The sequence below is a fragment of the Streptomyces sp. NPDC006197 genome (assembly GCF_040613865.1).
GTDB lineage: Bacteria > Actinomycetota > Actinomycetes > Streptomycetales > Streptomycetaceae > Streptomyces.
Window position 1 is genome coordinate 70,756 of sequence record NZ_JBEXSZ010000017.1, and the last position, 13,382, is coordinate 84,137.

Annotated in this window: 13 protein-coding genes and 1 pseudogene; 6 read left to right on the forward strand and 8 right to left on the reverse strand. The window is 71.1% G+C overall.

Annotated features, from left to right (window positions below; all coding sequences use genetic code 11):
• Positions 1-347 precede the first annotated feature (347 nt).
• Both ABZ318_RS08210 and ABZ318_RS08215 read right to left on the reverse strand, forming a co-directional pair.
• On the reverse strand, positions 348-1,589 hold the full coding sequence (locus ABZ318_RS08210; protein WP_356901662.1) for a sigma-70 family RNA polymerase sigma factor: 1,242 nt from the start codon (positions 1,587-1,589) through the stop codon (positions 348-350).
• Positions 1,590-1,650: 61 nt separating this feature from the next.
• The gene (locus ABZ318_RS08215) at positions 1,651-2,013 is read right to left on the reverse strand and encodes a YciI family protein (RefSeq protein WP_030687822.1); all 363 of its coding nucleotides are present in this window, start codon (positions 2,011-2,013) and stop codon (positions 1,651-1,653) included.
• A gap of 178 nt (positions 2,014-2,191) precedes the next feature.
• Between ABZ318_RS08215 and ABZ318_RS08220 the strand changes: the two genes are divergently transcribed.
• The gene (locus tag ABZ318_RS08220; protein WP_356901663.1) at positions 2,192-4,186 is read left to right on the forward strand and encodes a PIG-L family deacetylase; all 1,995 of its coding nucleotides are present in this window, start codon (positions 2,192-2,194) and stop codon (positions 4,184-4,186) included.
• Positions 4,187-4,279: 93 nt separating this feature from the next.
• On the opposite strand, the gene tuf is transcribed toward ABZ318_RS08220, so the two are convergent.
• From tuf to ABZ318_RS08245, 5 genes are all read right to left on the reverse strand, one after another.
• Positions 4,280-5,473, reverse strand: a complete 1,194-nt coding sequence (gene tuf / locus ABZ318_RS08225; RefSeq protein ID WP_030687826.1) for an elongation factor Tu — start codon at positions 5,471-5,473, stop codon at positions 4,280-4,282.
• 150 nt (positions 5,474-5,623) lie between these two features.
• On the reverse strand, positions 5,624-7,750 hold the full coding sequence (fusA, locus tag ABZ318_RS08230; RefSeq protein WP_356901664.1) for an elongation factor G: 2,127 nt from the start codon (positions 7,748-7,750) through the stop codon (positions 5,624-5,626).
• 39 nt (positions 7,751-7,789) lie between these two features.
• Positions 7,790-8,260 (reverse strand): 30S ribosomal protein S7, encoded by a 471-nt coding sequence (gene rpsG, locus ABZ318_RS08235; protein ID WP_015035567.1) that lies wholly within the window; start codon positions 8,258-8,260, stop codon positions 7,790-7,792.
• A 2-nt stretch (positions 8,261-8,262) separates the two neighbouring features.
• Positions 8,263-8,634, reverse strand: a complete 372-nt coding sequence (gene rpsL / locus ABZ318_RS08240; RefSeq protein WP_003948652.1) for a 30S ribosomal protein S12 — start codon at positions 8,632-8,634, stop codon at positions 8,263-8,265.
• Positions 8,635-9,099: 465 nt separating this feature from the next.
• A complete protein-coding gene (locus tag ABZ318_RS08245; RefSeq protein WP_356901665.1) occupies positions 9,100-9,549 on the reverse strand; it encodes a helix-turn-helix transcriptional regulator in 450 nt (149 codons plus the stop codon).
• Between the two features lie 251 nt (positions 9,550-9,800).
• On the opposite strand from ABZ318_RS08245, the gene ABZ318_RS08250 reads away from it, so the two are divergent.
• The 3 genes from ABZ318_RS08250 to ABZ318_RS08260 are packed head-to-tail and all read left to right on the forward strand — an operon-like array spanning position 9,801 to position 10,997.
• A complete protein-coding gene (locus ABZ318_RS08250; protein ID WP_356901666.1) occupies positions 9,801-10,076 on the forward strand; it encodes a WhiB family transcriptional regulator in 276 nt (91 codons plus the stop codon).
• Entirely contained in the window at positions 10,069-10,800 is a 732-nt protein-coding gene (locus tag ABZ318_RS08255; RefSeq protein WP_356901667.1) for a hypothetical protein, read from the forward strand. The genes ABZ318_RS08250 and ABZ318_RS08255 overlap by 8 nt, the downstream gene beginning before the upstream one ends.
• Entirely contained in the window at positions 10,794-10,997 is a 204-nt protein-coding gene (locus ABZ318_RS08260) for a hypothetical protein (protein ID WP_030687838.1), read from the forward strand. Before ABZ318_RS08255 ends, ABZ318_RS08260 begins: the two co-directional genes overlap by 7 nt.
• Before the next feature lie 76 nt (positions 10,998-11,073).
• Here the strand turns inward: ABZ318_RS08260 and ABZ318_RS08265 are convergent, their stop codons facing one another.
• Positions 11,074-11,898: a hypothetical protein gene (locus ABZ318_RS08265; RefSeq protein ID WP_356901668.1), complete on the reverse strand. Its 825-nt coding sequence runs from the start codon at positions 11,896-11,898 to the stop codon at positions 11,074-11,076.
• 268 nt (positions 11,899-12,166) lie between these two features.
• On the opposite strand from ABZ318_RS08265, the gene ABZ318_RS08270 reads away from it, so the two are divergent.
• Both ABZ318_RS08270 and ABZ318_RS08275 read left to right on the forward strand, forming a co-directional pair.
• Positions 12,167-12,574 (forward strand): hypothetical protein, encoded by a 408-nt coding sequence (locus ABZ318_RS08270; RefSeq protein ID WP_356901669.1) that lies wholly within the window; start codon positions 12,167-12,169, stop codon positions 12,572-12,574.
• 109 nt (positions 12,575-12,683) lie between these two features.
• Positions 12,684-13,283, forward strand: a pseudogene (locus ABZ318_RS08275) (phage tail protein); the annotation flags it as partial.
• Positions 13,284-13,382 lie beyond the last annotated feature (99 nt).

The following is a 13,382-nucleotide window of genomic DNA, read 5'->3' on the forward strand; positions in this document are numbered from 1 at the left end:
CGCTCCCTCTACGCAGAAGTCCCTGAGGACTTCCCAACCAAGGGGGCGCGGTCGCCATGACCGCAGGCCGGGGGCAAAACACCCACCGGGCGCCTGGCCGGCACCCCGCTGACGCTTCCCAGAAGATTCCCGTACGTCCGCTCCTGAGAAGGAGCGACGAGTACTGTGGGACTCGCTTCCGGTCCTCCCGACGGGAGGCGCGCAGCATCGGCACTCAACCGAGCAACCCCGACAGTCTGCCATACGCGGCCATCCGGCCGCCAATCGGGATCGAAGACTGTACCCCACGTCACGTACGCCCATGCGCCGGGGCGCGCACTCCTCACGCGCACGCCCCCGCTTCGCCGTCATCCCAAGCGCCGGGCCCGCTCCGTCAGATGCCGCCGCTCGGGCGCGCTCGTGGTGTGCCGGGCCGCCTCGCGGTAGGCGACGGCAGCCCCCTCCTTCTCGCCGAGGAGTTCGAGGAGATGCGCGCGGGTCGCGAGGAGACGGTGGTTCCGGGCGAGCAGCCGGTCCGCCGCGAGGCCGTCGAGGAGGTCCAGGCCGGCCCGCGGGCCGTGGACCATGGCGACGGCGACCGCGCGGTTGAGGGTGACCATCGGATTCGGCCCGGTCCGCTCCAGGAGCTCGTACAGGGCGAGGATCTGCGGCCAGTCCGTGGCCTCGGCGGACGGGGCCTCGTCGTGCACGGCCGCGATCGCCGCCTGGAGCTGGTACGGGCCGACCCGGCCCCGCGGCAGGGTCCGGCCGAGCAGCTCCACGCCCTCGGCGATCAGCCCGCCGTCCCAGCTCCCCCGGTCCTGCTCCGCGAGCGGTACGAGTTCCCCGCGCGGGCCCGTGCGGGCCGGGCGGCGGGCGTCGGTGAGCAGCATCAGCGCGAGCAGGCCCGCCGTCTCGGCGTCGTCGGGGACGAGCCGGTGCAGCATCCGGGTCAGCCGGATCGCCTCCGTGGACAGCTCGGGCGCGGTGAGCGCGTCGCCGCCGCTGGCCGTGTAGCCCTCGTTGAAGACGAGGTAGAGCACGTGCCGCACCTCGGCGAGACGGGTGGTGCGGTCCTCGCCCTCGGGCAGCGCGAGCGACCAGCCGCCGGCCCTGATCGTCTGCTTGGCCCGGCTGATCCGCTGCGCCATGGTCGACTCGGGCACGAGGAAGGCGGCGGCGATCTGCGCGGTGGTGAGGCCGCCGACGGCCCGCAGGGTGAGCGCGATCCGACTGGGCGGCGACAGGTCCGGGTGGCAGCAGAGGAAGAGCAGGGACAGGGAGTCGTCCCGGTCGGTGTCCGGGGCGTCGTCGGCGGCGCGCGTGAGGAGCTCGGAGTCCGGGGTGGCGAGCGCGACGGCGTCCTCCCGGCGGCGACGGGCGGCCTCGGCGCGCACCAGGTCGACGAACCTGCGGCCGGCGACGGTCAGCAGCCAGCCGCGCGGGTTCTCCGGGACCCCCTCGTCGGGCCACTGCCGGGCGGCCGCGATCAGGGCCTCCTGGACGGCGTCCTCGCAGAGGTCGAAGGCGCCGTGGCGGCGGACGAGCGCGCCGAGGACCTGCGGCGCGTGGGTGCGCAGCAGGTCCTCGATGTCATGCGGGCCGGTCACGGCGACGGGTCCTCGCTCTCGTGCACGTCGGTCACCCGGTCCTCGCCCTCGCGCCCGCCGGTCACACGTCCGCCGCGGACTCGTGCAGGACCGGCCACAGCTCGACGGGGTCGACGTCCGCGAAGGGCATGTCGGCGGCGATCTCCTGGGCCCGCTCCAGGCTGTCGCAGTCCAGCAGGTAGAAGCTGGCGAGGTACTCCTTGGTCTCCAGGTAGGGGCCGTCGGTGACCGCGGGGGCGCCGCCCTCGCGCCGGACGAGCTGGGCGGCGGCCGCGTCGGCGAGGCCGTACGCGCCGATCAGCTCGCCGCTCTCCCGGTACCTGCGGTTGAAGGCCTCCTGCCGGGCGATCGCCTCGGGCCAGGCCTCGGCCGGGAAGGAGTCCCACTTGGCCTGGTTGCCGTAGATCATCGCGACGTACTTCATCTCGGGTGTCCTCCCCGTCCCGCCCGCCCCGGTGGCGCGCTGTCACCCTTCGGTCGTTGCCAGGATCGCGCTCTCGACATCCGCCCGCACCATTTCCAAGATCTTTTCCCGGAGATCTTCCCGAGGGTGCCGCCGGGGCACAACCCCACCGCTCGCACAGCCGTCTTCCCGTGGACTGATGAGCGAAGGGGGACCCGCCTTGCACACTCCACCCCGCCGGAGGACGGTTCTCGCCGCCGCCCTCGCGGTCACCGCGGCCGCCGCCGGGTGTTCCGTACCGGAGCCGCGCCGGACCGCGCCGACGGCCGATCCGGCGCCGGGCAGGCCGATCGCCTCCGCGCGGGCCCGGCGGGCGCTGCTGATGCAGTTCTCCGCGCACCCGGACGACGACCTGTACTTCATGAACCCGGACACGCAGCGGCTGCTCGACGCGGGCGTCCCCCTCGTCTCCGTGTACGTGACGGCCGGCGAGCACACCGGCCGGAACCGGATCGCGGGGATGCCGGAGACTCCCCCGGACCCGGCGGCCTACTCCTCCGCCCGCCACCAGGGCCTGCGCCAGTCGTACGCGGTGGCGCTCGGCCTCCCGGCGTTCACGCCGTGGCGCCGCGAGGTGCTGACGCTCCCCGGCGGCCGGCGGGCCGAGTCCGACACCCTCGTGCACGGCTCCCGCAGGATCGAGCTGGTCTTCCTCAACCTCCCGATGCACACCAACCGCCGCTACATGGCCGTGCCCGCCCTCTGGCGGGACCGGGCCCTGGAGCTGCGCACCCATCTGTCGGCCGGCTCCCCCGTCACCCGCGCCGACACCTACGACTACGACCAGCTGGTCGACGCCCTCGTCGGCCTGCTGCGCCGCCACCGGCCCACGGTCGTGCACACCCTGGACCCGGACCCCGACATCCAGCTCGGCGACGAGGCGACCCGGAAGCGGGACTCCGAGCAGCCGGGGTACGCCGACCACGGGGACCACACGGCGGTCGCCTCCTTCACCTGGGCCGCGCTGTGCCGCTGGGTCGCGGACGCGGTCCGGGACGGCGAACCGGTGCCGGCCTTCACCACCACCGCCTTCCGCGGCTACTACAACCGCCACTGGCCCAAGAACCTCCCGCCCGCGGTCCTGGCGGAGAAGGCCGCCCGGCTCGTCCCGTACGGCGGCGACCCGTCCTGGGAGTGCGGGAACCCCTCCGGCTGCGGCGACTACGGCGTCGGCGGCGACCGGCCGCTGACCAACCGCAAGGGCTGGGTGCGCTCCACGCACCACCGCTGGCCGGGCGCGGGCCCGGCCCTCGCCGGGGAACCGGACGGCCGGCTCGCGGCGTACGGGGTCCTCGGACTGCGCGCGGTCCGCTGGCGGGAGTCCGCGCCCGGCGTCTGGGGCGAGCCGGAGGACCTGGGCGGCGGCCCGCTCGCGCCCGCGCTCGGCTCGGCGGTGCTCGGCGACGGCCGGGTGCTGCTCCTCGGGGTGCGGTTCGCCGCGCTCGACGGCCACGGCGGGGCCAACCGGCGCGAGGTGGTGCTCCTGGAGCAGCGTTCCCCCGGCGGCGCCTTCCTGGCCTGGCGGGGCCTGGGGAATCCGGAGCGCGTCGACGACCGGGGCCGCCGGATCGGCGCCCCGGTGGCCCTCGCGGCCCCCGACGGCCGGGTCCACCTCTTCGTACGGAACGCGGACAAGGGCGTCTCCACGCGGGTCCGGGCGGCGGACGGGTCCTGGTCGCCGTGGCGGCTGCTGCCCGGCGGCGCGGAGGTCCAGGACGGTCTGGCCGTCTCGGCGGACGCGGCCGGCCGGGTGCACGTGTACGCGGCGGGCCGGGACGCCGTACGGCACTGGGTGGACGGGGTGCTCCAGCGGGCCGCGCTGCCGCTCTCCGGGTCCACGGTGGCGAGCGCGGACGGCGCGCTGTACCACCGGGCGCCGGCGTCCGCGCGGCTCACCGGCCCGGGCGGCGACGCCGGTCTCGACGGGTACGGGGGCGTGGTCGCCGCGCGGTCGGCGGCGCTCGGGACCGTGCTGCTCGGCACGGACGAGGAGGGGCGGGTGGCGCTCAGAAGCGGCGGCCGGCTCCGTACGCGGAAGGGGGCGGCCGTCTCGACCGCGCTCCACCTGGGCCTCCGAGGGGCGACCGTGGTGGGCCTGGGCGCGGACGGCCACCCGTGGAGCTGGCGGCCGTAGGGCGTCCGGATACGCGAGAAGGCCCCGCACCTCTCGGTGCGGGGCCTTCCCTCACTGCTCAGCAGCTCCTAGGAGCTACCAGGTGGTTCAAGATCAGGCAGTGATCTTGACGACCTGGCCGGCGCCGACGGTCCGGCCACCCTCACGGATGGCGAACTTGAGGCCCTCCTCCATGGCGACGGGCTGGATCAGCTCGACGGACATGGAGGTGTTGTCGCCCGGCATGACCATCTCGGTGCCCTCGGGGAGGGTCACGACGCCGGTCACGTCCGTGGTACGGAAGTAGAACTGCGGGCGGTAGTTGTTGAAGAACGGGGTGTGACGGCCACCCTCGTCCTTCGACAGGATGTAGGCCTGGGCCTCGAACTGGGTGTGCGGCGTGACCGAACCCGGCTTGATGATGACCTGGCCGCGCTCGACGTCCTCGCGCTTGATGCCACGGAGGAGCAGACCGACGTTCTCACCGGCCTGGCCCTCGTCGAGCAGCTTGCGGAACATCTCGATGCCGGTGACCGTGGTGGTGGTCTTCTCGGTCTTGATGCCGATGATGTCGACGGTCTCGTTGACCTTGAGGACACCACGCTCGATGCGACCGGTGACGACGGTGCCACGACCGGTGATCGTGAAGACGTCCTCGATCGGCATCAGGAACGGCTTGTCGACGTCACGCTCGGGCTGCGGGATGGACTCGTCGACGGCCTTCATCAGACCGAGGAGCTTGTCCGCCCACTCCTTGTCGCCCTCGAGGGCCTTGAGCGCGGAGACGCGGACGACCGGCAGGTCGTCGCCCGGGAACTCGTACTCGGAGAGGAGCTCACGGACCTCGAGCTCGACGAGCTCCAGGATCTCCTCGTCGTCCACCATGTCGGCCTTGTTCAGGGCGACGACGATGTACGGAACGCCGACCTGGCGGGCCAGGAGCACGTGCTCCTTGGTCTGCGGCATCGGGCCGTCGGTGGCGGCGACCACGAGGATGGCGCCGTCCATCTGCGCCGCACCCGTGATCATGTTCTTGATGTAGTCAGCGTGACCGGGGCAGTCGACGTGCGCGTAGTGACGCGACTCCGTCTGGTACTCGACGTGCGCGATCGAGATGGTGATACCGCGCTGGCGCTCCTCGGGAGCCTTGTCGATCTGGTCGAAGGCCGAGGCCTCGTTCAGGTCCGGGTACGCGTCGTGCAGCACCTTGGTAATGGCGGCCGTGAGGGTCGTCTTACCGTGGTCGATGTGACCGATGGTGCCGATGTTGACGTGCGGCTTAGTCCGCTCGAACTTCGCCTTCGCCACTGGGGTCCTCCTGGAGTGGTTCTGAACGCCTTGCTTCATCGGCGCCAGGTGATCTTTGCTGGGATGCCAGTAACCGGGGCCCGATTCCTCGGGTTTCGGGGGCCGGGCCCCGGTGACTGGTGTCAAGCCTAAAGCGTGAACTCGGGAGAGTTACTCGCCCTTGGCCTTCGCGATGATCTCCTCGGCGACGTTCCGCGGAACCTCGGCGTAGGAGTCGAACTGCATCGAGTAGCTTGCGCGACCCGAGGTCTTGCTGCGGAGGTCGCCGACGTAGCCGAACATCTCCGACAGGGGCACGAGGCCCCGCACGATGCGAGCACCGTGACGCTCCTCCATGGCCTGAATCTGGCCACGGCGGGAGTTGATGTCGCCGATGACCTCGCCCATGTAGTCCTCGGGCGTGGTGACCTCAACGGCCATCATCGGCTCGAGGATGACGGGAGAAGCCTTGCGCGCGGCCTCCTTGAAGGCCTGCGAACCGGCGATCTTGAACGCGAGCTCGGAGGAGTCGACCTCGTGGTAGCCACCGTCGAGAAGGATGACGCGGACGCCGGTCATCTCGTAGCCGGCCAGGATGCCGAACTGCATGGCCTCCTGCGCACCCGCGTCGACCGAAGGGATGTACTCCTTCGGGATGCGGCCACCGGTGACCTTGTTCACGAACTCGTACGAGGCGTCGCCGCCCTCGATGGGCTCGATCGCGATCTGCACCTTGGCGAACTGACCGGTACCACCGGTCTGCTTCTTGTGGGTGTAGTCCACGCGCTCGACGGCCTTGCGGATCGTCTCGCGGTACGCGACCTGCGGCTTGCCGACGTTCGCCTCGACCTTGAACTCACGACGCATGCGGTCGACGAGGATGTCGAGGTGAAGCTCGCCCATACCACCGATGATGGTCTGGCCAGTCTCCTCGTCCGAGTGGACCTGGAAGGAGGGGTCCTCCTCCGCGAGACGCTGGATGGCGACACCCAGCTTCTCCTGGTCACCCTTGGACTTGGGCTCGATGGCGACCTGGATGACCGGCGCCGGGAAGTCCATGGACTCCAGGATGACCGGGTTCTTCTCGTCGCACAGCGTCTCACCGGTGGTGGTCTGCTTGAGGCCCATGACGGCGACGATGTCGCCGGCGCCCACCGCGTCGATCTCCTCACGCTTGTTCGCGTGCATGCGGTAGATCTTGCCGATGCGCTCCTTCTTGCCCTTGACGGAGTTCAGCACCGAGGTGCCGGCCTCCAGGCGACCGGAGTAGATCCGGACGAAGGTGAGCTTGCCGAGGTGCGGGTCACTCGCGATCTTGAACGCGAGGGCCGACAGCGGCTCGTCGTCGGACGGCTTGCGCTTCACGACGACCTCGGCGTCCTTGACGTCGTGGCCCTCGATGGCCTCGACGTCCAGGGGCGACGGGAGGTAGCGCACGACCGCGTCGAGCAGGGGCTGAACGCCCTTGTTCTTGAACGCGGTGCCACAGAAGACGGGGGTCACCGTGGTGTCGCCACCCTTGCCGGAGGCAATGGTGATGCGACGGACGGCGGCGTAGAGCTGCTCCTCGGTGGGCTCGGTGCCCTCGAGGAAGAGCTCCATGAGCTCCTCGTCGTTCTCCGCGATGGTCTCGACCATCTTGGCGCGGTACTCGTCGGCGAGCTCGGCCTTGTCCGCGGGGATGTCGACGACGTCGTACATCTCACCCTTGGTGGCCTCGGCGGACCAGACAAGGGCCTTCATGCGAACGAGGTCGATGACGCCCTCGAAGTCGGCCTCGGCACCGATCGGGAGCTGCATGACGATCGGGGTCGCGCCGAGGCGGTCCACGATCATGTCGACGCAGCGGAGGAAGTCGGCGCCGGTCCGGTCGAGCTTGTTGACGAAGCAGATGCGCGGAACGCCGTAGCGGTCCGCCTGACGCCAGACGGTCTCGGACTGGGGCTCGACGCCGGCCACACCGTCGAACACGGTGACAGCACCGTCGAGCACGCGCAGCGAACGCTCCACCTCGACGGTGAAGTCGACGTGGCCCGGCGTGTCGATGATGTTGATCGTGTGATCGACATTCTCGAGCGGCCAGTGGCAGGTCGTCGCGGCGGACGTGATCGTGATGCCGCGCTCCTGCTCCTGCTCCATCCAGTCCATCGTGGCAGCGCCGTCGTGGACTTCACCGATCTTGTACGAGACGCCGGTGTAGAACAGGATCCGCTCGGTGGTGGTCGTCTTGCCCGCGTCGATGTGAGCCATGATGCCGATGTTGCGCACCTTGGCAAGGTCAAGCGAAGTGGTAGCCATATCGGCTCAGTCTTCTCTCGGTCTCGATGTGGGTTGCGACTACCAGCGGTAGTGCGCGAAGGCCTTGTTGGACTCGGCCATCTTGTGCGTGTCCTCACGCTTCTTGACCGCAGCGCCAAGACCGTTGGAGGCGTCGAGGAGCTCGTTCATGAGGCGCTCGGTCATGGTCTTCTCGCGACGGGCGCGGGAGTAACCGACGAGCCAGCGGAGGGCGAGCGTGGACGCGCGGCCCGGCTTGACCTCGATCGGCACCTGGTAGGTGGCGCCACCGACACGGCGGGACTTGACCTCGAGGGCCGGCTTGACGTTCTCGAGAGCGCGCTTCAGCGTGATGACCGGGTCCTGGCCGGTCTTCTCACGAAGACCCTCCATGGCGCCGTACACGATGCGCTCGGCGGTGGAACGCTTGCCGTCCAGCAGGATCTTGTTGATCAGCGAGGTGACAAGAGGAGAGCTGTAGACCGGGTCGATGATGACCGGGCGCTTCGGGGCGGGGCCCTTACGAGGCATTCTTACTTCTCCTTCTTGGCGCCGTAGCGGCTGCGAGCCTGCTTACGGTTCTTGACGCCCTGCGTGTCGAGGGAACCGCGGATGATCTTGTAACGAACACCCGGCAGGTCCTTCACACGGCCACCGCGCACGAGCACGATGGAGTGCTCCTGCAGGTTGTGACCCTCACCCGGGATGTAGGCCGTGACCTCGATGCCGGAGGTCAGACGCACACGCGCGACCTTACGGAGGGCCGAGTTCGGCTTCTTCGGGGTGGTCGTGAACACACGCGTGCAGACGCCGCGACGCTGAGGGGAACCCTCGAGTGCGGGCGTCTTGTTCTTCTCGACCTTGTCCTGCCGGCCCTTACGGACCAGCTGCTGGATCGTAGGCACTACTTCTCCGGTTTCTGTGTGCCGTCGGTAAAACTAACCTGGAACATTCACCGACCCACGCGGTCGGGTGTGTCGAACCTCGCGGACCTCCGCACGAGGCGGAAAAGGCGCGGATCGCGGTGGCCGGTATATGACTCGCCGTGCGGTTGAGGACACGCACGGGAGCCCAGGCACACCCCAGGCACAAGGCTTGAGCGTACCTATCGCACGGACTCCGGTCAAAACAAATGCCCATGCGCACGGGGTCCCGGCCGGGGGCGGGCGCGGATCGTTCCTGCACCGACCCCGGACCGGATCCGGAAGACCCCGTCCCACAGCCCCGGACCGGGCCCGACAACTCCGGGGGCGCGGGCCCGGACGAGGTCCGCGACGCTTCGGGGCGCGGGCCCGGACGAGGACCGGGGTGCCGCGGGTCCACGGGGCGGGTCTCGCGCCCGAGTGACCCCGGAAGCGGCCCTGCGCGGGTCAGTCCCGGGCGGTGCGGCGGGGCTCGGGGGCCTCGCCGGCGTCCGCCGTGTCGGTGTCGGGCTCCAGGAACTGGTTGACGACCTTGACGAAGACGCCCATGCGCTCGTCGGGGACCCCCAGCCAGCGGGCGAAGTCCTCCATCGAGGGCTGCCAGTCGCTCGGCGGCAGCAGGTCCGCCGCCATCGGGAGCTCCTCGGGGGTCACGCGACCGGACCGGATGAGCATGTCGCGGACGGAGACTCCGAGCAGCGGAGCGATCCGGCGCATGGTCTCCAGGTCGGGCATGCTCTGTCGCTGCAGCAGGCGCGTGACGGCGGCGCGGTGGACGCCGGCCTCGTCCGCGATCCGGGACTTGCCGCCTCCGCGCGGGCTGTCGATGTCGTAGCCGCGCTGCCTCATCAGGCCTTCCACCCAGCCTGCGAATTCGTCGAGCCCTTGAGTGCTCATGTGTACCGCTCCTCGCTCCCCACCCTCCGGACCCTTACCTTAGCGTGCTTGCGCGCACGGAATTACGTGCTTTCGGGCACGCAATCGTGTCGAATCGGTGAAGGACCGGACGGGGCCCTTTCGATTTTTGTTGCGCGCTCGCACGCAACGTGTAAGTCTGGCTCGCCGCCGCACTCGTCGGCCCCCTGAGCCCCAGGCGCCCCACCGGCCCCGTGGACGGCCCCGGCGGGCCCCGGACCGTGGAGAACCCCTTGTTCCATCCCGACCCGTCCCCCTGGCAGGCCTCCGCCGCGTGCGCCGGCCTCTCCCCGTCCGTCGTCTTCGCCCGCCGCGCCAAGGAGGCCGCCCCCGCCCTGCGGGCCTGCGCCTCCTGCCCCGTACGGAGCGAGTGCGAGAGCGCGGTGGCCCCGGCCGAGAGCTACTTCGACGGCGTCTGCGCGGGCCGCCTCTGGCGCAACGGGCGCCCGGCGGACGCCTCCCGCGTGGCGAAGGCGCTCGCCCCGACGGGGGGCGTCGGCCGTGGCTGACCTCGCCGGCACCGAGCCCGTGCTGCGGGACATCGCGCTCTGGACCGCCTCCCTGGTACGGCAGTTCCCCGAGCTCGCCGAGGAGCTCGCGCCCGGCCGGCGCGGGCCCGGCCCGTCCTCCGCAGGCCCCTCCCCCGCCGGCCGCGACGAGCTGATCCGCGAGGAGCGCCGGGAGGCACTGCTGCTCGAACAGCGGCACGGGCTCGCCGTCCCCGGCCACGGGGCCGCCCCGATCCGGCTGCACGTCTCCGACGCCATCCGCGACATCACCGACGGGGTGGTGGAACTGGAGGAGGCGGTCTGCGCCCGGCTCGCGCTGCCCCGCCCGCCCCGCGCCGGGGTGATCGACCGCCTCCGGCGCCTCGTGGCGCTGCTCGACGGGATCGCGGCCCACCCGGACCTGGCCCGGCACGTACGGGACGAGATCCGCAGGATGGCCCGGCGCTGCGCCCGGACGCTCGGCGACGCGGAGACGATCGTGCGGGTGTCGGGCCGCTGCCCCTGGTGCGACTCGGTGTCGCTGCGGGCCTTCCCTGACCGGCGCGCGGTGCTGTGCGTGAACCCGGCCTGCGTCTGCACCGACGAGGTGTGCGGCTGCCAGGACGACCCCGCCTACCGGCACCTGTGGCCGGAGGACCGGTGGGGGGAGCTGTCGGAGGCCTCGGGGACCCGTACCGAGGAGATCGAGGCCGCGATGGACGACCGGAAGGAGACCCCGTGCTGAGCTCCCCCGCCCTGCCCACGCTGGTACCCGGCCCGCTGGCCGCCGAGGAGGCGGGGGTGGCGCCCGCGACGATCCGCAAGTGGGTCCAGCTCGGGCACCTGCGGGCCGCGGGCCGGGCCGGCCGGGCGCAGCTCTTCCGCCTGGAGGACGTCTTCGCGGCGGAGCGCCTGGCCCGCCGCCGGCCCCGTACCGCCTGACCCCCGCACGAGAAGCGCCCCGCACGAGAAGCGCCCCGCGTCCCCTCCGGACGCGGGGCGCTTCGTCATGCCGCCGTCACGCCTCCAGGAAGCGGTGGAGGGAGTCGGTGAGGGCGGTGGCGAAGCGCTCGCGGGTCTCCTCGGGGACGCGGTCGAGGGAGAGGTACGGGTTGAGGTCCTCCAGCTCGACGAGGAGCAGCTCGCCGCCGGGTGCGCGGCAGGCGTCGACGCGCTGGACGCCGTGGTCGAGGGTGTTCCAGTCGATGAAGCGGTGTGCGAAGGCGAGGTCGTCGGCGGTGGGCTCGTACGGCTCCAGGACCCAGCGGCGCTCGGGGTCGGGGGCGTACAGGGCGTACTGGAAGAGGTCGTCGACGAAGTAGAAGGAGACCTCGTACCGGAAGTCGACGCGCGGCTGGACGAGGAGCTCTCCGTACGTGAGCCCGGCGAGCTCCTCGTACGAGAGGAATCGCAGCCCTATGGAGTCGGCGCCGGCCTTCGGCTTGACCGCGTACTCGGCGGCCTCCGGCAGGAGGTGGAGGTCCTCGGCCCGGTCGACGGTGGGGATGACGGGGTGTCCGGCGGCGGTGAGGTCGAGGAGGTACTGCTTGCCGGCCATGTCGCCGCGGCCGTGGAGGGGGTTGTAGACCCGGGCGCCGAGGGCGCGGGCCCGCTCGCGGAAGGCCTCGTACTCCTTCCGGTACCCGATGACCGGCCCGGTGTTGCGCACGACGAGGGCGTCGAAGCCGTCCATGAGGGCGGCGGCGTCGAGCGGGTGGCAGAGCGCCAGGTCGAAGCTCTCGCGCAGCCGGGCGGTGAGCCGGACGTCCTCGTCGCCGTACCGACGGCCACGGGCGGGGTAGGCGAGGTCGGTCACGTAGAGCAGACGGGGACGGGGGGACACGGGGCGGCTCCTGGGTCGGTCGTGGCCGTCAACCTACCCAGGGGCGCGTACCGGGCCGTCCGGAGGGCCGTCCGGCAGATCGGATCGCGAATTAGTTGCGTGCGCGCACGCTCCCTGTCACAGTTGGTGCAGCGGCGGAGCTGTGCCCGCGAGACGGGCCGCAGTCTCCGCCGTCCGCCGTCCGGGAGCGCTCCGCGCCCCCGCCCCTCCCCGCGTCGAGCGCCCCGGACGGCCGGTCCCGCCTCCCCTTCTCCCGAGGAGAACCGTCATGACCACTCCCCCGAGTGCGTTCCCGGACGTCGAGAAGCTGGTCGTCGACGTCCTCAAGGCCGACCCGGCACTGGCCGGCGTCACGGTCGCCGCCCAGGCGCCGGCCGGCTTCGACGGCACGCAGAGCGCCGTCCTGGTGAACCGCCGCGGCGGCGCCTGGATCGGCGACCTGCACGTCGACAAGCCGCTGATCGAGTTCGAGGTGTACGGCCCGACCAAGACCGCGGCCCACGTCCTCGCCAACGCCGCCCGCAAGGCGCTGCTCGCCACCATCGGCAAGCAGCTCGGCGCCCACCTCGTCAGCGACGTCGAGGAGCAGGACGGGCCCCGCTGGATGCCCGACTACCTCTACCGGGGCGCCAACCGCTACCTCTGCGTCATCCAGCTCTCGCTGAACGTCTTCTGAGACACCCAGCGACCACAGACCAGGCCTCGCCGTCCGGCGGGGCCTTTGCCGTACCCGGAGCCGGACTCCGGGCACGGGCAGCCCTCACAACCCAAGGAGAAACACCACCATGGCAGGAAACAACTCCGCCGAGATCCGCGTCGCAGGCATCGGCAAGCTCTACGTCGCCGACGCCGGCACCTCCCTCCCCGCCACCTTCGGCACGGACTCCGCCGCCGACTGGTCCGGCGCGGGCTGGAAGGACCTCGGCTTCACCTCGGGCGACGGCGTCACGTTCTCGAAGAAGGACAAGCTGGAGGCCATCGACTCGTGGCAGTCGGTCTCCCCGGTCCACTACATCTACTCGAGCCGTGACCTGTCCCTGAAGTTCTCGCTGCTCCAGTTCAACGAGGACACGCTGCCGTTCTTCATGGGCGGCGACGCGGTGAAGGCGGAGCCGACCCCGGCGGTCGACACCTACCGCTACGAGATCGCCGAGCGTCCGTTCGCGGACGTGCGCGCCCTCGGCCTGGAGTTCACCGACGTCAAGGCCGGTGGCACGACCGCGGTGAAGTACCGCTTCATCATCCCGCGCGGCCAGGTCACCGCCACCGACGACATCAAGCTGGCCCGCAAGGCCGCGGCTCAGCTGGGCGTCACCTTCACCGCCATGTCGAAGGGCGACGGCAAGCCGCTGGCGACCTTCCTCATGAAGGACAGCCAGTACTCCGCGGGTCCGGCGACGTGGCCGAGGAGTACTTCACCACCATCGGCGACGACCGGGACGCGGTGTTCGCCGCGCGGGAAACGCATGTGCGTCGTAAGAACG

What these genes read in the sequence shown, in the direction of transcription:
- ABZ318_RS08215 (WP_030687822.1), bottom strand. Translation starts at nt 2,013, where the DNA reads ATGAAGTACGTCGCGATGATCTACGGCAACCAGGCCAAGTGGGACTCC.
- ABZ318_RS08220 (WP_356901663.1), top strand. Translation starts at nt 2,192, where the DNA reads ATGAGCGAAGGGGGACCCGCCTTGCACACTCCACCCCGCCGGAGGACG.
- fusA (WP_356901664.1), bottom strand. Translation starts at nt 7,750, where the DNA reads ATGGCTACCACTTCGCTTGACCTTGCCAAGGTGCGCAACATCGGCATC.
- rpsG (WP_015035567.1), bottom strand. Translation starts at nt 8,260, where the DNA reads ATGCCTCGTAAGGGCCCCGCCCCGAAGCGCCCGGTCATCATCGACCCG.
- ABZ318_RS08245 (WP_356901665.1), bottom strand. Translation starts at nt 9,549, where the DNA reads ATGAGCACTCAAGGGCTCGACGAATTCGCAGGCTGGGTGGAAGGCCTG.
- ABZ318_RS08270 (WP_356901669.1), top strand. Translation starts at nt 12,167, where the DNA reads ATGACCACTCCCCCGAGTGCGTTCCCGGACGTCGAGAAGCTGGTCGTC.